The organism is Marinobacter sp. (genome assembly GCF_041690455.1).
GTDB lineage: Bacteria > Pseudomonadota > Gammaproteobacteria > Pseudomonadales > Oleiphilaceae > Marinobacter.
Genome location: NZ_JAWLHI010000006.1, coordinates 19349 through 37898, shown reverse-complemented (window position 1 = coordinate 37898; position 18550 = coordinate 19349). Strand labels below are relative to the sequence as shown.

Sequence of the window (18550 nt, the reverse complement as noted above, 5' to 3'; positions counted from 1 at the left end):
AACTGGTGATCAGGATGACGTGCAGAACCACATCTCGATTGAGCCGGTCTTGCCGGGGCCATTTCAGAAATCGGTGGGTACCGGCATTGTTCAAGGCGTTATTGCTGGCCGCCGGAACCTCCCCCGGGGTATCACAGGCTGCGGATCCCGCCCCGGTCCTGGAGGTGGCGGATCCCTTTATCGAACTGCACACGGCACCCGGCCGGGGTTATCCGGTTTTTCATGTGATCGAAAAGGGCGAGCAGGTCGAGCTGCTGAAGCGGAAAACCAACTGGTACAAGGTGAAAGCCGTTTCCGGCGAAACCGGCTGGACCAAGGCCACGCAGCTCGGTCGTACCCTGCAACCGACAGGCCTTCCCGCGGATCTGCCAGAGGTCACCCATGGCCAGTATCTCGAATCGAGCTGGCGGGTGGGCTTTACCGCCGGCATGTTCGAGGAGTCCCCGAGTTTCAGCCTGACCGCCGGCTACCGGCCACTGACCTGGCTCGGCGCCGAACTGGAAGCGGGCAAGATCTATAACCAGTCCGTGACCAGCGACTATTACGGCGCCAACCTGGTGATCGAGCCACTGCACAAGTGGTCCCTCACCCCCTACGCCCTCGCCGGCTACAGCCAGTTTTCCTTTGATGCGCGACAGAAAGTACTGCTGAGCGAGCTCGGCGATGCCGATGGCGTCACCTTTGGCGGCGGGCTGGGTTACTACATTGGCAGGAATTTCCTGATCCGGGCCGAGTACCGGGTGTACTCGGTGTCGTCCAATTCTGACAGCACAGGTCTAAGCGAATGGAAAATCGGTCTGAACACCTTCTTTTGAGCACCCGCAAGCGGCGGGGCATCAGTCTTGCGCTGTTCACCGGACTGCTGGCGCTGGCTCCAATGGCACAGGCGCAGGAGGAGGGCTCGGCGCCGGTGCAGGTCATCGAGCCTGACATCGAGCCCAGGAGTATCAGCGAAGCGGATATTGATTCGGAGTTCTTCGAGGTGGGCGCCTTCGCCGGGATGCTGACGATCGACAACTTCAGCAGCGAACCCCTTGTTGGCGTCAGCGCCGCGTTCCACGCCACCGAGGATTTCTTCCTGCAGTTCAATTACGGCATGAGCGAGGCCGGCCTGACCTCCTTCGAGGAGCTCAGCGGCGCCAATGTCCGGCTGCTGACGGACGATGACCGGGACTACAGCTATTACGATTTCCTGGTGGGCTACAACATTTTTCCCGGGGAAATTTTCTTCAGCGATTCGCTGACATTCAACTCGGCGTTCTACCTGGTCGGGGGCGTTGGCAACACCGAGTTCGGTGGCGAAAGCAATTTCACCACCACCATCGGGACCGGGTTTCGCATCGTGCTGCTGGACTGGCTCACGGTCCACGTGGACTTCCGTGACCACATGTTCAACAGCGACCTGATCCGCGAATCCCAGCTGACCCACAACATCGAGCTGTCTTCAGGCATCACCCTGTTTTTCTGAACCCCGGCAAGCCCGGATCATGGGGCCAGCGTTCAGCGCTGGCCCAGGTCCTCGAAGAAGGCCTTGGTATCGGCGCGGATTTCATCGAGCCGGGCCTCCCACTGATCCCGGTGCTGTGCCCAGGTCTCGCTACTGAGGCGGGACAGGTTCTCTCCGGCTTCGGCCACCGCCCGGGTCGCCTCGGCCAGATGCTCTGCCGTCGGCTCGTCCAGGGCTTCGGCCTTCTGATCCAGGTCCCGTGAGGCCTGTTCCAGAATCACCCGGTCTTCCTGGGGCGCCTGGTCGTTATCGTCCAGCGAGTCGTTCAGGGACTCTTCAAGCTCTTTCATCGCCTCCTGGAGCGCCTCGGCGAAGTCTTCCATGGCACTTTCAGCGCGGATCCGGAGCTCGTCCGAGTAAGCTTCCAGGTCCCGGGACAGCTCGTTCATGCGGGTTTCGAGGTCTTCGGAAGATCGGGAGAAACTGGCGGAGAGCTTTTCACCCAGGCTGTTGATCTGGCCCATCAGACCACTGAACGGGGAAGGGTTGAGAATGGCATCGCCGGTGCGCTGGTAATCCACCAGCCATCCCTCGGCCGTCGACACCAGGTAGGTTTCAAGTTCCAGCCGTTCGCCTTCGGTGCCTTCCTCTGTGGGCAGGCGGGTAACAATGGTGGCTTCCCGCTCCTCGATTACCACCCGTCCGAAGGAAGGTACGGCATTGGTCCAGTCGCGTTTGTAGGCATCAAACTGCGCTTCGTCGGTCAGGGTGGAGAGCTCCACCACATCACCCACATCGTTTTCAGCCATCGCCTGCCAGAAGGCAGCCGCCACTTCCTGCGGAGTTTCGGGTTTACTGCATCCGGCCAGCACCAGCAGAGCCGCCGTCAGTGCCAGCCATCGGAGTCGGGAAAACATCATTGCGTACATCCTTCGTTGAAATCGATCGCAATGATACAACGCTAAAGCTGACGGGTCAGTTCCGCCAACTCCTCGTCAAACACCCGACGATTCTCGCTGTAATCCACGGGCACATCCACCAGATGCACACCACCGGCGGCGAGGGCGCGCTCCAGGGTCGGGCGCAGATCCTCGGTGCGGGCAACGCGGTGACCGGTGGCGCCGTAGGATTCGGCGTATTTCACGAAGTCCGGATTGCGGTAATCCAGCCCGAAATCGGCCAGGCCTTCCTGGGCCTGCTTCCACTTGATCATGCCGTAGGCGCTGTCATTGATGATCAGCACCACCAGATTCAGATCCAGGCGTACCGCAGTCTCCAGCTCCTGGCTGTTCATCATGAAACCGCCGTCACCGCAGATGGCCATCACCTTCAGGTCCTGGTACAGCATGGACGCCATCATGGCACTGGGCAGGCCGGCGCCCATGGAGGCCAGCGCGTTGTCCAGCAGCACGGTGTTGTTGTCGTAGGCCGGATAGTTGCGGGCGAACCAGAGCTTGTACATTCCGTTATCCAAGGCAATGATGCCATCCTCCGGCATTACCGCCCGTACCTCGTGAACGATGCGCTGGGGGATCACCGGAAAGTGGTCATCCTCGGCCTTGTCCCGTAGGTGCCGGTCGACGGCGGCCTTCACTTCCATGAACCGGCTGAAGTCGTGGTTATGGCAGATACCGCAGTTTTCCGCCATGTACTCGACGCTGTTGGCGATGTCCCCGACCACCTCGTGCTGCGGGAAGTACACCGGGTCCACGTCGGCCCCGGAGAAGTTCACATGGATGACCTTCTTGCCACCCGGCTGCATGAAGAACGGCGGCTTTTCCACCACATCGTGTCCGACGTTGATCACCAGGTCGGCGTGGTCGATCGCCCGGTGCACAAAGTCTCCCGACGACAGCGCGGCATTACCCAGGTACCTGGGATGGCGCTCGTCGACCACGCCCTTGCCCATCTGGGTGGTAAAGAAGGGAATGTTGGTGGTGTTTACCAGGTGTATCAGCGCCTGGGAGACCCGCTTCCGGTTGGCGCCGGCCCCGATCATGATCAGCGGGTGTTTCGCCTCGCGAAGCATGTCGCAGGCAATCTCCAGGCTCTTCAGGCTGGCCGAGGGTCGCCGGGCATCGCTGGGGGCGAAGATGTGGGTGTCCGGTGCCGGCACTTCGGCGGCGATGTCCTCCGGCAGTTCCAGATGCACGGCACCGGGGCGCTCCTCGGAGGCCAGCCGGAACGCTTCCCGGACCTTGGCCGGAATGGTGTTGGCATTGGAAATCTGGCGGGTGTACTTGGTCAGGGGTCGCATCAGGTCCACCACGTCGAGGATCTGGAACAGCCCCTGCTTGGAGGATTTGATCGGTTTCTGCCCGGAAATCATCATCATGGGCATGCCACCAAGCTGGGCATAAGCGGCGGCCGTGACCAGGTTGGTGGCCCCCGGCCCCAGGGTGGACAGGCAGACCCCGACCCGGCCGGTCAGACGGCCATAGGTAGCGGCCATGAAGCCCGCTGCCTGTTCGTGGCGGTTCAGGATCAACTGGATGTCGCTCTCCCGGAGCGCCTCCAGCAGGTCCAGGTTCTCCTCCCCCGGCACCGCAAAGATGTACTTGACGCCCTCATTCTCCAGGGCCCGGACGAACAGTTCCGCCCCGTTACGCGGCGTGGCTTGCGCGTTGGTCATACTCTGCTTCCCCGTCAGGCCAGTTTGCCTCCGAGCATAGCATTCTTTCCGGCACTGCCGGCAATCAGTCGGTACGGTGAGGTTCGGCCTGGAGACTGTCCGAAGGCACCCGGTCCACACCCCAGCTCCGGTAAATGCCGTCGAGAACACGGTTAAGCTCGTCCTCACCGACATCCGCCGGCTCACCGCGCTCCAGGGGATCAAAGTGGAAGATGTAGAGCCGTGAGGTGAACTGCTCGAACGGCAGTGACGACTCGCCAAAGCGCTCGCCATGACCGGCGGTGCTCACCCGCACGTCATCGCCCCAGTTCTGGCCACTGTCGTTGTTGGGATTGAAGAAATAGACCCGCATCTCGCCCCCCGGGTCCAGCGCCACCCGCAGGATGGTGATGGCATGCCAGCCGATGAACCGGGCGGCACTGTCGGTAACCGCAATGCCGGCGGGCTGGGGGTGGATCAAGGGCTGGTTACCGTTGTAGTAGGGGTGGTAGCTGGCGTAGAAGTGGCGGATGAAGCCCTCCGGGTTATCCAGCTTGCCGGTCTCCACATCCACGTTGATGGCAAATCCGCGACCGGCAGACCAGCCATGGAATTCCGGATTCACCCATCGATGCGGATCGCCCTCGCGATCAGCACAGAGCCGGCCCATTTCTGCGTAAATGCGGTCCAGGTGCGGCACCACTACCAGAGACACCGGATCGAGATCGAGGGTGACCTCGGAGGCCACGCCACCCTGGCTTTGCGCCGAAGACACCGGTTTGCCCTCGAAGTGCATCATGATTTCGTTGTCCCGGGCCGCCCAGGCCACCATCTGAAGCAGGTAGTCCGGATCATTGTAGGCCCACATTGACAGGGCACGGGCCGACTGACAGGTGGGATTATTGCCCTGCCCCACACCCAGCGGCTGCCCCAGCATGTTCAATACGCCCTGGATCAGCCAAACAGCCGGCTGGGGCTCGTAGCCATAGGCCAGCTGCAGACGTTCACGAGCTTCCGGACACAGGGACAAACGGACCTGGCGCCAGAGTGCCGGAGCCACCGGTGGCTGGTACAGGATGCCCCGCTCAAGCATCAGGGCCAGACCATACAGGCCCTGGGTGGTCTCCGGGAAAATGCCCTCCCGGATCAGGGTGTGAACCAGCTCCCGATAGCACAACAGGCAGTCACGGCCGGTACCGGACAAGCCCAGGGCCTCGCTCAGCAGGGCATCCTGGTCTTCCAGGATAAAGCGAACGAACGCGGAGTGATACGGCGACACCAGGCCGGTGTCATGCATGGACCGGGCGAAACCGGTGGCCTCGTTCTGAAGGGCCTGGGCATCCATGGACTCCAGCCGTTGCACGTAGACCACGGTGCCGGGATCCTCGCTGCAGGCCCGGGTCGGGCCGTAGAGGGCGGAAATCAGGCGGTCCGCGCCCCGGCCGGAGCCCCCCAGATCGACGTTCGGGTCAGCCCGGCACAGGGCAATCTGGGTGATCATCCGGCGAACATCGGTGACCTGTATCGGCCGCTGTTGCAGGATGCGCCAGATCTCCTCGATCAGGCTGTCGATCACATGCTCATAACCGATATGCCGGGCCACATACTGGACAACGGACTGACTGATCAGCGCCAGTTTGCCCTGCTCGCGCTCGGCTTCGCCGGTCATACCGAACAGCAGCCCGAGATTGATGGCAAGAACCTGGGTCAGATAGTGATGGGCCTGTTCTGACGAGACCGACGGGTGCAGATAGAGCCCCCGGGCCACCGCCAGCAGGCGCAACTCGCTGATGGCCTCGACCACCACAGTATCGGCGTTCGGGCTCTGAAGGGAATGCGTGGTCAGTGACGGCAGCAGAATGCCCGGCTCGGCCCAGTCGGTGCCGGCAAAGACACCGGCCAGTTCCAGTCGCTGGGCCCGCTCCTCAATCACCTGACAGCCACCCGGCTGCAACAGCACCCGACGGGCAATATCAAACACCCGCGGGAGCTTGCCGGCCCTGGCAAATGACCGGCTCTCTTCAAGAGCCTGGATCGACTCATCAAGTCTTTGCACCAGCTTGTCCATATTGACCGCCGGTGCTGCGCTGCCCGGTTGGTGATCGTTCAAAAGACGTTCTCCTGAGGGCCTGCACCAAACCCGGTTGTTATTGATTGCTCTCCCGATTATACATAGAAATCGAGCTCTTCCTGATGTTTCAGTAAATCCCTCATCCGGTAAGGGTCGTCACCGAAGAAATAGACCAGCCCCCAGTGGGTGCCGAACGCGGTTCGCTTGGTGACGGTCTCCTCCACCGGTGGGGTGAGTTCGTGGCTTTCGAAATAATCGTCGTTCTCGGTTTCTTCCGGAATCTCCAGCCGACTGACCACCCGGCGGCGCGGGTAGACCCCGAAGCATCCGGCGTAACCCTTGGCATCGACCACCTCTTTCGGGAAGAAGGCGGTAATCTCCTCCTCGGTGGTTTTCGGGTCGAAGGCCAGGATCAGGCCCTGGTAGGCATTGAAGCCATAGGCCCGTTCAAGCAGCTCGAACACCTTGAAGCCGGGCGGACGATAGGCCACCTCGCCGAAGTACATAGTGCCATCGCTGGTGACAAAGTACTCGGGGTGGACAAAGCCGAAGTCGATGTCGAAGGTCTTGATCAGCTTTTCGATTTCCGCGGTGATCTGCGCCCGGTATTTCTCGAGGTCCGGCGTGGCCGGCACGAACACCGAGTAACCGAGGGTGACGTACTCGGAAATGTTCAGGAAACGGATCTTGCCATTATGGATCCAGGCTTCGACGGCGAATTCCCAGCCATCCAGGTGCGACTCCATCAACACCGGGAATTCCTCGTCCGGGATGGTATCCACCTCGTCCGGTGTGCGGATCACCCGGTGGCCCAGGCAACCGGCCTTGTCGAAGGCCTTGAGGTGAATCGGATCGTTGGGGTCGCCGTCCAGCTTAAGCAGCGTCTGGTTTACCCGCTTCAGGAATCGGATCACATCGTCCCGGTCGTGGGCCTCCTCGAAGATTCCCACACGGATACCGCCCAGCTGCGCACGACGCTTCATCAGCGCCTTGTCCCGGAGCAGCATGGCCTGACCAAACAGTCGAGGCTTATCCATAAGAACCGAGTTGATGGCGCCCGCCCACTCGACAGTTTCCTCGAACAGAGGAATCGCCACATCGACCCCCATGTCTTTTAGCGCATGGGCGATTTCAAAGGAGCGCTCGTTCAGCCTCTCGAAGTTCCAGGGCACATACGGAATATTGTGCTCTTCACAATAGGCTTCCGCCCAGTCCGGAGCCACCACCACGTACCGGCGATCAAACTTGTCCGCCGCTTCGATGGCATTCAGACTCCAGCCGAGTAACGCCACATACCCCTTGTCCGGGTCGTACTTGTGCTCACTCATAGGCTTTCTCCTTTTTACTGGGTGTCTATTTACCCTAGGCTTCCTGAAATAAATCGCAACCGAAGGCGGCTGTCCGGACCAAAAAAAAACGCGGCGGACAGCAGGTTAGACCCACTGTCCGCCGCGTTTTCGGCCCAATCTATACTGATTGGTTATATCAGGCGAGCTTGAGAGTTGAGAGCGTCCTCTCCCGTACCTTGTTGAGCAAAGCTTCGTCCTCAACCAGCGACTGGCCATAGGACGGCACCAGATCCCTGATACGATCCTGCCACTGGGCGGATTTCATTTTCTCCGGGAAGCAGCGCTCAAGCACATCCAGCATGGCATTGGCCGCAGTGGATGCACCCGGGGAGGCGCCCAGCAGGGCCGCCAGGGTGCCGTCTTTGGCTGCGACGATCTCGGTACCGAATTCCAGCTTGCCTCCGCCGTCTTCGGTCTCCTTGATGATCTGCACCCGCTGGCCCGCCATCTGGAGTTCCCAGTCATCCTCCCGGGCATCCGGGAAGAAGTTGCGCAGGGAGGACACCCGGTCGCTGTGGGACTGGAACACCTCGCCGATCAGGTATCGGGTCAGGTCCATGTTACTCTTGCTCACCGACAACATCGGCTTGAGATTGGTGGTACGCACCGAGCCGATCAGGTCAAAGATGGAGCCCTGCTTCAGGAAGCGGGTGGTGAAACCGGCGAACGGCCCGAACAGCAGTGCCGGTTCGCCATTGATGATGCGGGTATCCAGGTGCGGCACAGACATCGGCGGTGCGCCGATCGGGGCCTTGCCGTAGACCTTGGAGTTGTGCTGCTGGACAATGTCCGGCTTGCCACATACCAGCCACTGGCCGCTGACGGGAAAGCCGCCGTAACCACGGGCTTCGTCGATGCCGGACTTCTGCAGCAGGGGCAGCGCACCACCACCGGCACCGAGGAATACGAAGCCGGCTTCGAGCTTGGTGAGTTCGCCGGTCTTCTGGTTCTTTACCCGGACCTTCCAGCGGCCGTTGTCGCGCTGATCGATATAGTGCACCGGGCAGCTGAGCATCAGCTCGAAGTTGTCCTGGGTCTCCAGCCACTTCACCATGCTGCGGGTCAGGGAGCCGAAGTCCACGTCCGAACCGTGATTGATCCGGGTGGCGGCCACACGTTGCATGGGATCGCGGTGATTGACCACCAGCGGCATCCATTTTTCCAGCACGTCCGGAGACTCGGAGTATTCCATTTCCCGGAACAGGTGATGGGCGCTGAGTTTCTCATGGCGACGCTTGAGGAACGCCACATCCTTCTCACCCCATACAAAGCTCTGGTGCGGCGTACGGTTGATGAAGGACTTCGGGTCAGGCAGAACGCCCTGCTCGACCAGGTAGGACCAGAACTGCAGGGAAACCTCGAACTGGGCGTTGATCTTCAGCGCCCGCTCGATGGTCACATCACCATCGTCGGTCTCCGGGGTGTAGTTGAGTTCGCAGTAGCCGGCATGGCCGGTGCCTGCGTTGTTCCATCCGTCCGTGCTTTCATGGGCAACGTGGTCAAGACGCTCCACCATGACGATGTCCAGCGACGGATCGAGCTGTTTGAGCATCATGCCGAGGGTGGCGCTCATGACGCCACCGCCGACCAGCACTACGTCTGCCTGTCTAACGGCCATTGGTTTTTACCCTGGTTAGTATTGAACCTGTTCGCGCCACCACGATCAGCAGAGGCGCCTCTCGGAAGCCGGTCTCGCGTGAGATAAACGACGCTGCCGTGTGCTTCCTGTCTGAATTTGCGCGCGATTATCCCGAATTTCGCCGGAATAATAAATTGCGATAGTCAAACGTTCGTTGCGATTCTGCCGCTGTCTGCCGGCCGTTTGACCCATGCTGTGTGTCTGTTACGGACAGTGGCCCGTTCCGGGTCAAAGGTCTACAATCCCCGCGCGTAAACCGCGGCCCGCTCGGGCCTTGTTCAAGTTCACCGCGTTCGGGTGTCCCATGTCCGCTATTGATGCTGTTCTGATTGTTCTCGCTGTCCTGGCGCTGCTGGGCGTGATCTTCGAAGAGGTCATCCATGTCAACAAGGCCAAGGTAACACTGTTTTTCGGCACCCTGGCCTGGATGCTGCTGTTCCTGTCCAGTGACAGCGCCCGGGAAACCGAGTCCATCACAACCGGCCTGACCGAAAGCATCGCCGAGATCGCCGGACTCTGGCTGTTTCTCGTTGCGGCAATGACGTTCGTCGCCTACCTGAACAAGAAGGGAATGATCGAAAACGTGATCTACCTGATCATGCCGAAACAGGTAAGCGAGCGGCGATTGCTCTTCCTGACCGGTCTGTTTTGTTTCATTTTCTCCTCTTTAGCAGACAATATAACTGCCACTTTAGTCTCATGTTCCCTGATTCTGTCCTTGAATCTGGAGCTGAAAAAGCGCCTCCAGTTCGTCACCCTGGTGGTCTTTGCGGTGAACTCCGGCGGCGTTTCCCTGATCACCGGGGACGTCACCACACTGATGATTTTCCTTGCGGACAAGGTGGAAATACTGACGTTGCTGACTCTGGCCATCCCCGCTTCCATCACCGTTTTCATTCTCGCGGTTTTCCTCTCCAGGGGACTGACAGGAACTGTGACCCTGCGTTCCAACACGACACCGGTACGGAAAGTGGATGCAGTGATCAGCGGCCTGTTTTTGTTAACAATCCTGAGCACGATTGCCGGCAATGTCCTGTTCAGTATTCCGCCGGTTCTTACCTTCCTGTTCGGGCTGTCCATCATGTTCCTGGTGTCCCGTTTCATGAGCAATGACTCGGACATGGACCCGATCCTGGAATACATCCGGATCATCGAGTTCGAGACCCTGCTGTTTTTCCTGGGCATCCTGCTGCTGGTGGGCATGCTCAAGGAAATCCATGCCCTGGACTCCCTGGTCGCTATCTATGACCTGCTCCCCCCGGTGTACGCCAATTACCTGATGGGAATTTTCTCTGCCGTTATCGATAATGTGCCGCTGACCGCCGCACTCCTGAAGGCAGGCATTACCATGACGCCCGGAGAATGGATGGGGCTGACCTACGCCGTCGGCGTTGGTGGCTCCCTGCTGATCATCGGCTCCGCCGCCGGCATCGTGGCGATGAGCAAGATCGAAGGGCTGACCTTTGGCGCCTACATGCGGTATCTTGCCCACCTCCTGGCGGCTTACACCCTCGGCTATGCCGGTGTGTTCATGCTCGGACGATTCATACACTGAGGCTTTGTTTCTATGTTGATGGCTTTTGGCTCAATTCTTGCCGGGCTGGTGCTGCTGGTCTGGAGCGCCGACAAATTTGTCGAGGGGGCAGCGGCAACCGCCAAGCACCTGGGCATGCCCACACTGCTGATCGGCATGGTGATTATCGGCTTCGGCACCTCCGCGCCCGAGCTGGCGGTATCCGCCATGGCGGCGGCCGATGGCAATCCGGGCCTGGCACTGGGTAACGGTTACGGCTCCAACATTACCAACATTGCCCTGATCGTCGGCCTGACCGCCGTCATTGCGCCCATCGCGGTGCACTCCCAGGTCATCCGCAAGGAGCTGCCACTGCTGGTGATCCTGACCCTGATCGCCGGGTCCCAGCTGATCGATGGCGACCTGACCCGGCTGGATGGCGCCATTCTGCTGCTGGTGTTCGCAGGCGTGATGGGCTGGTCCATTTTCCAGGGTATTCGCGGCAAGGATGATTCGCTCGGTGGCGAGACCGATGCCGAGATCATCGCCCATCCCATGCCCCTGAAATCCGCCATCCTGTGGCTGGTGATCGGCCTGGTGCTGCTGGTGGTAAGCTCGCGGATGCTGGTCTGGGGCGCGGTGACCATCGCCCAGAGCTTGGGGGTGAGTGACCTGGTGATCGGCCTGACCATCGTGGCCATCGGCACGTCCCTGCCGGAACTGGCTTCGGCCCTGGCTGCGGTCAAAAAGAACGAACACGACCTGATCCTTGGCAACATCCTGGGGTCGGGCATTTTCAACACCCTTGCGGTGGTGGGACTTGCGGCCACCATCGAGCCGCTGAAAGTGGATCCGGAAGTGCTGTACCGGGACTGGACCCTGATGCTCGCCCTGACCGTCGGCCTGCTGGTCATGGGCTTCGGCCTGACCGGCTGGCGCAAGCGGATTTCCCGGTTCGATGGCGGTGCGCTGCTGCTGGTGTACGTCGCCTATACCGGTTACCTGCTCACCACGGTGGTTACCGCAGGAACCTCCGCCACCTGACCTGAAACGGGGCCGGGTTACTCGGCCTCGCCATCCCCCAACAGGTCTTCCAGCCTGCCACGCACTTCAATCATGATCTCGGGCAGGTCCTGTTTGGACATGCCAGCCACATCCAGAGGTTTGCCAACGCGCACATCCACCGGCTGCCCGAGGTTGATCTGCCAGGTTCTGGCCGGCAGTACCTGGTGAATGCCCCGGATAGCCACCGGTACGATCACCGCTTCGGTATCCAAAGCCAAGTGAAAACAGCCCTTCTTGAACGGCAGCAGCTTGCCGTCCGGTGAACGGGTGCCCTCCGGCGCAGCCCAGAGCACGATACCGCTTTCCATCATATCCCGGGCGTGCTCCAGGTCACGGACGGCCCGGTTGCGGTTGGAACGGTCCACCGATGGAAACTCGGCCGCCCGCATGGCCTGGCCGAGCAACGGAATACCGAACAGCTCCTTTTTCGCCAGCATCCGGATGGACCCCGGCAGGGAGACAAAACTGACCGGGATGTCATAGTGGCTGGCATGGGTGCACATGATGATGTACCGCCGGCCATCCCCGAAATCCGGAACCTCTCCCCGCACCGTCAGGTTGGCACGCACCAGCCGCAATAACGCCGCCGACCATTCCCGGCAATACTGGTCGACGATCCGGCGATCCAGCTTGCCGAACAGCGCCCGGAGCAGAATCAGAAGTGAATACAGAGCAGTCAGTCCCACTGAACCGAGCACCACCCCGGCACGGCGCAGGAGGGTGGCGGACTCCGTCAGCGGGTTCAGTTTCAGTCGGATCATGAGTGCTCTGTCCTTTCCGGGTCATCGTATTTCTAAGGGTCTTGCCCGTAGCGGCGCATTATAGCCGGTCCCGTTGCCGCTGGATAACAGCGAAAATTTGCATTGATCAATTATCATTCTGGCTCTATAAATAATAAGGATATAACTGCGGCCCATCGGCCGCGGAAGGCAATGCCTTCGTACAAGACCAAAAAGGAGAGGCACTATGAAACACCCAACCGAGATGGCACGGGGGCCCAACGACCCCGGTCTCGAGAATCCCGGGCGCAGATCCATGCTGCTGGGCAGTGCCGGCGCCATGGCGGCGGTGAGCCTGCTGGGCTTTACTCCACTGGCCCGGGGCGAAGAACCCAAAACACTCCCTGATTACGTGGCCTGGAAGGAGCGCAACGCGCTGATCCTGCACAGCGCCAACACCATGGAAACCCAACGCGGCGCTATCGGCCAGGGGGTCATCACCTCCAGTGACCGTCTGTTCGTCCGCAACAACCTGCCGGCCCCGTCCGAAGAGATCGTGGCTGACCGGGATAGCTGGGAAGTAAATATCGAGGGCGTAAAGAATCCCCGCGCCCTCACCATCGCCGAACTCAAGACCATGGGCGTGACCACCGTGGCCTCGGTACTCCAGTGTTCCGGTAACGGCCGCGCCTTCTTCCCGCACGGTGCCAGCGGCACCCAGTGGTCGGTCGGCGCCGCCGGTTGCGTCATGTGGACCGGTGTTCCACTGAAAACCGTGGTCGAGGCCCTCGGCGGCCCTGCAGACGGCATGAAATACATCACCAGCACCGGCGGCGAATCCTTGCCGGACGGCATTGATCCCAAGACCATCATGGTGGAACGATCCGTTCCGTTGCACGCTCTGGACTCTGCCATGCTGGCCTGGGAAATGAACGACGAACCCCTGCCATTGACCCATGGTGGTCCGTTGCGGATGGTGGTTCCGGGATTCTACGGCGTGAACAACGTCAAGTACGTCAAGAATGTCGCTTTCACCGAAAGCCAGACCGAGGCCAAGATCCAGGCCTCCGGCTACCGCATCCGTGACGTGGGCAAGAAAGGTTCACCCGACCAGCCGTCCATGTGGGAGATGAACGTCAAATCCTGGGTCACCGCCCCCCTGGAAACCGGCCTTGCCGGGCGCAACATGATCTATGGTGTGGCCTTTGGTGGTACCAGGTCCCTGGATAGAGTGGAGGTCTCCACCGATGGCGGCCAGAGCTGGAAACCGGCGCAGTTCCTGGGACCGGATCTTGGCCCCTACGCCTGGCGTCCGTTCGTGCTGGCTGCAGATCTCTCAGCCGGCGAGCATCGTATTGTAAGCAGGGCGACTGATGTCGAAGGCAACAGTCAGCCGGAAGGCCGTACCGAGAACGAGCGCGGTTACGGACACAATGGCTGGAAGGATCACGGAGTGACCGTCACTGTAAGCTGACCATCCGGGGCGGCTGACCAGGGAGAAGCAGCCGCCCCGTCATTATCTTTATCGGATCCATACCAGATGAACAAAAAAGCTGTATTGGCCATCACTGGCCTGATGACCTTTTCCCTCCACGCTTCAGCAGGTGACCTGGCCACCCAGGGCAAGAATGTCTTCACCCAGGAAGCCCAGCCTTCCTGCACTATCTGTCACACCCTCGCCGATGCCGGCTCTGCCGGTGCGATCGGACCGAACCTGGACGACCTCAAACCCACCGAGGACCAGGTGAGGATGGCCGTAACCCAGGGCGTTGGCGTCATGCCATCGTTCGAGGCAAGCCTGTCGGAAGAACAGATCAAGGCTGTCGCCCATTACGTCTCTACTGTGACCGGCGGCAAGTAACCAGAAACGGGGCATTGCGCCCCGTTTCCTTTATCCGCTTTCATTCCCGCTCAGTCCCTCTCCCTGAACACCATGGCAATGGAGTTCAGGCAGTAGCGCTGCCCGGTCGGTGGCGGTCCATCGGGAAAGACATGGCCCAGATGGCTGTCACAGCGCGGGCACCGGATCTCGGTGCGGGTCATGCCCAGACTGCTGTCTTCCAGGTAACGGATATGGTCCGGGTCGAAGGGCTGGAAGAAACTCGGCCAGCCGGTTCCGGAGTCGAATTTCGAGTCCGAGCTGAACAGGGGCAGGTCGCACAGCCTGCAGTGGTAGACTCCGGCCTTCTTGTTATCCAGCAGGGTGCCACAGAACGGGTGTTCCGTGCCGTGATCCAGCAACACGCGCCGTTCGTCCGGCGTCAGATCCGCTGCTTTCTCGTCCACCTGAGCCTGCGTCAATGGCGTCAGGTCGTAACCTGATGCGGATACGGTCATAACTTCTCTCCTCAGGCCTGGCCCGGCTCGTTATCGGTGTATTCAGCTTTCAGTCGGTCGCCGTAGTTGTCTACCAGCTTCTCCATCTTCGGTGCGGCTACCGCCATGATGTAGGGCTGGTAGGGGTTCCGTGCGGCAAAGTTCTGGTGGTACTCCTCCGCCGGATAGAAGGCCTCCAGCGGCTCCAGGCTGGTCACGATCGGATCGGGATAGACGCCCGCTTCATCCAACTGGTGGATGTAGGCCTCCGCCACGGCTTTCTGTTCCGGCGTTTCATAGAAAATGGCCGAGCGGTATTGCGTGCCCCGATCGTTGCCCTGGCGGTTAAGTTGGGTCGGATCGTGGGCCACGGAGAAGAACACTTTCAAAAGCTCGCCATAGCTGACCTTTGCCGGGTCATAGCGGATTTCCACCACCTCGGCGTGGCCGGTGGTACCGCTGCAGACTGCCTCGTAATTCGCGGTTTGGGCACTGCCCCCGGCATAACCCGAGGTCACCAGGCTGACCCCGTCCATGGCCAGAAATACCGCTTCAACGCACCAGAAACAGCCGCCGGCCAGCACCACGCGCGCTTCGCCGCCCTCACCCGGCAGATCGCGCTCCGGATCCGGGAAACGGCTACGGGGCACGGTCAGCCCCGGTATATTGCATGACTCTGTCATAGTCACCTCGGGATTGGATGTCTTTAGATCTAGCTTAAAGAGTTTTACGAACAAATCCCAAACCGGGACTTCCATTACCGAACATGAACATCGCGCCTGGCCAGTTGCATCCGCCCATCAGCCAACCATAATGAAAGACAGGGTTTGCCATTGCTTTTTGCAGGCACTCAGCCAGAACCCGCTCGGCATCAAGGAAAGAATAATGACGGCAAGGGCTCGTGCACCTGAAAACCAGAATGAACTGCTGGAGTATCGCCTCAGCCTGCGTCTCGGGCCGGTACACGCGCGCCAGAGACTTGGCATTGAGGAAGAGTCCGAGGCCCTGGTCTTCGGCAAGGATCACCATTCCTTTCACCTGGAAAACCTGACCAACGCCCCCGGGCTGATCCGCTTCTGCCTCAAGTGCCTCGGCCTGTTCCGCCGTGCCCAGGCCAACACCCTGAAACTGTCCACCGTTCACAACCAGTTCGTCATTCCCGACCTCCCGGAGGCCTTCGAAGGCTACCGCATCCTGCACCTGACCGACCTGCATGTGGATATGGACGAGGCTAACCTGCAGGCGGTGATTCGCCAGATCGAGCCTCTTGATTATGACCTGTGCGTACTGACAGGGGATTACCGGCGCCTGACCTGGGGCCCGGTTGATGAAGCTCTGGCGGGCATGGGCCGGTTACGCGCGGCGATCAAGGGCAAACCCTACGCGGTGCTCGGCAACCACGACAGCGTCCGCATGGTGCCGGCCCTTGAGGACATGGGGTACCAGTTACTGCTCAACGAGATGGCCCCCCTGGAACGCAACGGCCAGAAACTGTACCTGGCCGGCGTGGACGACCCTCATTTCTACAAGGTCCACAACCTGCACCGGGCCGGGGATGACATACCCGTCGGAGCCATCAGCATTCTGCTCAGCCACACCCCGGAGATCTGGCGCGAAGCGGCTCATGCCGGCTACGACGTGTTCCTGTGCGGCCACACCCACGGCGGCCAGATCTGCCTGCCCGGCGGTATACCGGTAACCCTGGACTCCGACTGCCCCCGCCATCTGGGCCGGGGTTTCTGGAAGGTCAACGGCATGCAGGGCTACACCTCCCCCGGCGCCGGCACATCGGTACTGAATGTCAGGCTGAACTGCCCACCGGAAGTGACCATCCACACCCTGACCCGGGGACCGCAGTAAGCTGCCTCAGTGGGGCTTGTCGCGAATCCCCAGCTGGTGCAGCAGCGGAGAAAGCAGGATGTTGGAGAGCGTGAACAGAACGACCACCAGCAAGGCGCTGGCCCACCCGACCGGCAGCCAGAAAATGGCGAGAATCATCGGCAGGGCCGCTTCCGGAATCTGATCCAGGCCCAGCGCCCGGGAGCTTGACTGCAAGCCCCTCCGGCGCTTGATGAAGCTGCTGATCATGTCACCCAGCAACCCCAGAAACCCGAACAGCGCGCCGAACAGGAAGCCGAGTCCGGTGACCAGTGAGAACAGGGCGCACGCCAGACAGCCGCTGACCAGCCCCCGCCAGGTCTTGCTTTTGCCCAGCACCGGCCGGCCATCGGACCAGAGCCGGTTGCCGTCAACAGGCTGATCCCAGCGCTCCCCGAGGATCCGGGCAGCCACCACGGGGGCGCCGTTGGCGAGCACCAGCATCACGTACAACTCCAGCGATAACAGCAACGGCCAGTGCTCCCTTCAGGTTGTCAGTCCAGTCCGCCCCGGGTCAGTTTCAGGGGATCCATCAGCTGCTCCAGTCGCGCCCGGCTCAGCCCGCTGCGCTCCTCGGCCACATCAATGACCGGCCGACCGGTGCGGTAGGCTTCTTTGGCGATATCCGCCGCCAGGCTGTAGCCGATCTCCGGGTTCAGCGCGGTGACCAGCACCGGGTTGCGGCCGACGCCGGCGTTCAGGTTATCCGTGTTGACGGAGAAATCCTTGATGGCTTTGTCCGCCAGGATATTAGCCGCATTGCTCAAAAGGCTGACCATATCCAGCAGGTTGCCCCCCACCAACGGCAGCATGACATTGAGCTGGAAGTTGCCGGACTGGCCGGCGATCGCCACGGCACTGTCCAGCCCCATCACCTGGGCCCCGACCATGGCCACCGATTCGGGAATGACCGGATTGACCTTGCCCGGCATGATGCTGGAGCCCGGCTGTAGCGCCGGCAGGCTGATTTCCGCCAGGCCGTGGATCGGGCCGCTGTTCATCCAGCGCAGGTCGTTGGCGATCTTGGTGAGCACAATGGCCACGCCCCGAAGCTGGGATGACAGCGCCACCGGCGCGTCCACTGCACTCTGGCCGACAAACTTGTGTTCCAGGGAGCGGAACGGATAACCGGTATTGCTCTTGAGGAACTTCACGAACTGCCCGGCGAATTCCGGTGCGGCGTTGACGCCCGTGCCTACAGCCGTACCGCCCTGCGGCACCGCCATCAGCTCGTCGGTTGCCGCCTCCACGCGCTGCTGGGCCGCCGCCAGCTGCTCGCGCCAGGTCCGAAGCTCCTGACCCAGGGTAACCGGCATCGCATCCATCAGGTGGGTTCGGCCGGTTTTCACCTGCTCGGAAAACAGTGCCTCACGTTCATAGATAACCCCGCGCAGGTGGGTCAGGGCCGGCACCAGGGATTCTTTCACCGCCATCACCGAACTGACGTGGATCGCCGTAGGAATCACGTCGTTGGAGCTCTGGCTCATGTTGACGTGATCGTTGGGGTGGATATCCACGCCTTCCTTCCGGCACAGGGCGGCAATCACCTCGTTGGCGTTCATGTTGGTACTGGTACCGGATCCGGTCTGGTAGCGATCCACCGGAAACTGGTCGGCATACTCACCGCTGACCAGGACATCGCAGGCCTGGACGATGGCATCGCGCCGCGCGTTATCGAGCAGGCCGAGGCTGGTATTGGCTTCGGCAGCCGCTTTCTTGATCTGCGCCACCGCCTTGATGAACGTGGCAGGCATGGGCTGACCGCTGACCGGAAAATTGTCGACGGCTCGCTGGGTCTGGGCGCCCCAGAGTGCATCGGCGGGCACATGGACTTCACCCAGGCTGTCCTTCTCCGTTCTGAATTCGCTCATGTTCCCTCCTGTCCGTCCGTCTACGTTGAGGTAATACCCGCAGTTACGAAGCCACCTCGCCTCCGTATCAC

General features: G+C 60.9%; 17 protein-coding genes. 7 read left to right on the top strand and 10 right to left on the bottom strand.

What is annotated here, in order from left to right; all coding sequences use genetic code 11:
- The first annotated feature begins 86 nt into the window (after positions 1 to 86).
- Together ACESMW_RS02325 and ACESMW_RS02320 are read left to right on the top strand one after the other, a co-directional pair.
- Positions 87 to 815: an outer membrane beta-barrel protein gene (locus tag ACESMW_RS02325; protein WP_372985474.1), complete on the top strand. Its 729-nt coding sequence runs from the start codon at positions 87 to 89 to the stop codon at positions 813 to 815.
- Positions 785 to 1468 carry an outer membrane beta-barrel domain-containing protein gene (locus ACESMW_RS02320; protein ID WP_372985473.1) on the top strand — a complete coding sequence of 228 codons (684 nt, stop codon included), beginning with the start codon at positions 785 to 787 and terminating at the stop codon, positions 1466 to 1468. Before ACESMW_RS02325 ends, ACESMW_RS02320 begins: the two co-directional genes overlap by 31 nt.
- Positions 1469 to 1500: 32 nt before the next feature.
- Here ACESMW_RS02320 and ACESMW_RS02315 read toward each other — a convergent pair whose 3' ends face one another.
- The 5 genes from ACESMW_RS02315 to mqo all read right to left on the bottom strand — a co-directional run bounded on the left by ACESMW_RS02315 (position 1501) and on the right by mqo (position 9096).
- Entirely contained in the window at positions 1501 to 2367 is an 867-nt protein-coding gene (locus ACESMW_RS02315) for a hypothetical protein (protein WP_372985472.1), read from the bottom strand.
- Positions 2368 to 2408: 41 nt separating this feature from the next.
- Positions 2409 to 4079: an acetolactate synthase large subunit gene (locus ACESMW_RS02310; protein WP_372985471.1), complete on the bottom strand. Its 1671-nt coding sequence runs from the start codon at positions 4077 to 4079 to the stop codon at positions 2409 to 2411.
- Positions 4080 to 4143: 64 nt separating this feature from the next.
- Positions 4144 to 6168 carry a hypothetical protein gene (locus ACESMW_RS02305; RefSeq protein WP_372985470.1) on the bottom strand — a complete coding sequence of 675 codons (2025 nt, stop codon included), beginning with the start codon at positions 6166 to 6168 and terminating at the stop codon, positions 4144 to 4146.
- A 56-nt stretch (positions 6169 to 6224) separates the two neighbouring features.
- Positions 6225 to 7457, bottom strand: coding sequence for an acetyl-CoA carboxylase biotin carboxylase subunit family protein (locus ACESMW_RS02300; RefSeq protein ID WP_372985469.1), 1233 nt, complete (start codon positions 7455 to 7457; stop codon positions 6225 to 6227).
- A gap of 157 nt (positions 7458 to 7614) precedes the next feature.
- Positions 7615 to 9096, bottom strand: coding sequence for a malate dehydrogenase (quinone) (mqo, locus tag ACESMW_RS02295; protein ID WP_372985468.1), 1482 nt, complete (start codon positions 9094 to 9096; stop codon positions 7615 to 7617).
- 325 nt (positions 9097 to 9421) lie between these two features.
- On the opposite strand from mqo, the gene nhaD reads away from it, so the two are divergent.
- Entirely contained in the window at positions 9422 to 10672 is a 1251-nt protein-coding gene (gene nhaD / locus ACESMW_RS02290; RefSeq protein WP_372985467.1) for a sodium:proton antiporter NhaD, read from the top strand.
- Positions 10673 to 10684: 12 nt separating this feature from the next.
- Positions 10685 to 11674, top strand: coding sequence for a calcium/sodium antiporter (locus ACESMW_RS02285; RefSeq protein ID WP_372985466.1), 990 nt, complete (start codon positions 10685 to 10687; stop codon positions 11672 to 11674).
- Between the two features lie 17 nt (positions 11675 to 11691).
- Here ACESMW_RS02285 and ACESMW_RS02280 read toward each other — a convergent pair whose 3' ends face one another.
- Complete coding sequence (locus ACESMW_RS02280) at positions 11692 to 12456, bottom strand: lysophospholipid acyltransferase family protein (RefSeq protein ID WP_372985465.1); 765 nt, start codon at positions 12454 to 12456, stop codon at positions 11692 to 11694.
- Between the two features lie 205 nt (positions 12457 to 12661).
- On the opposite strand from ACESMW_RS02280, the gene ACESMW_RS02275 reads away from it, so the two are divergent.
- Positions 12662 to 13888 (top strand): sulfite oxidase, encoded by a 1227-nt coding sequence (locus ACESMW_RS02275; protein WP_372985464.1) that lies wholly within the window; start codon positions 12662 to 12664, stop codon positions 13886 to 13888.
- A 66-nt stretch (positions 13889 to 13954) separates the two neighbouring features.
- Positions 13955 to 14275: a c-type cytochrome gene (locus tag ACESMW_RS02270; protein ID WP_372985463.1), complete on the top strand. Its 321-nt coding sequence runs from the start codon at positions 13955 to 13957 to the stop codon at positions 14273 to 14275.
- A gap of 50 nt (positions 14276 to 14325) precedes the next feature.
- Here ACESMW_RS02270 and msrB read toward each other — a convergent pair whose 3' ends face one another.
- Both msrB and msrA read right to left on the bottom strand, forming a co-directional pair.
- Positions 14326 to 14751: a peptide-methionine (R)-S-oxide reductase MsrB gene (gene msrB, locus ACESMW_RS02265; protein WP_372985462.1), complete on the bottom strand. Its 426-nt coding sequence runs from the start codon at positions 14749 to 14751 to the stop codon at positions 14326 to 14328.
- A gap of 11 nt (positions 14752 to 14762) precedes the next feature.
- Positions 14763 to 15413 (bottom strand): peptide-methionine (S)-S-oxide reductase MsrA, encoded by a 651-nt coding sequence (msrA, locus tag ACESMW_RS02260; RefSeq protein WP_372985461.1) that lies wholly within the window; start codon positions 15411 to 15413, stop codon positions 14763 to 14765.
- 202 nt (positions 15414 to 15615) lie between these two features.
- On the opposite strand from msrA, the gene ACESMW_RS02255 reads away from it, so the two are divergent.
- The gene (locus ACESMW_RS02255; protein WP_372985460.1) at positions 15616 to 16590 is read left to right on the top strand and encodes a metallophosphoesterase; all 975 of its coding nucleotides are present in this window, start codon (positions 15616 to 15618) and stop codon (positions 16588 to 16590) included.
- A 6-nt stretch (positions 16591 to 16596) separates the two neighbouring features.
- Here ACESMW_RS02255 and ACESMW_RS02250 read toward each other — a convergent pair whose 3' ends face one another.
- Positions 16597 to 17079 carry a CDP-archaeol synthase gene (locus tag ACESMW_RS02250; RefSeq protein WP_372985459.1) on the bottom strand — a complete coding sequence of 161 codons (483 nt, stop codon included), beginning with the start codon at positions 17077 to 17079 and terminating at the stop codon, positions 16597 to 16599.
- A 23-nt stretch (positions 17080 to 17102) separates the two neighbouring features.
- Positions 17103 to 18479, bottom strand: coding sequence for a class II fumarate hydratase (locus ACESMW_RS02245; protein WP_372985458.1), 1377 nt, complete (start codon positions 18477 to 18479; stop codon positions 17103 to 17105).
- Positions 18480 to 18550 lie beyond the last annotated feature (71 nt).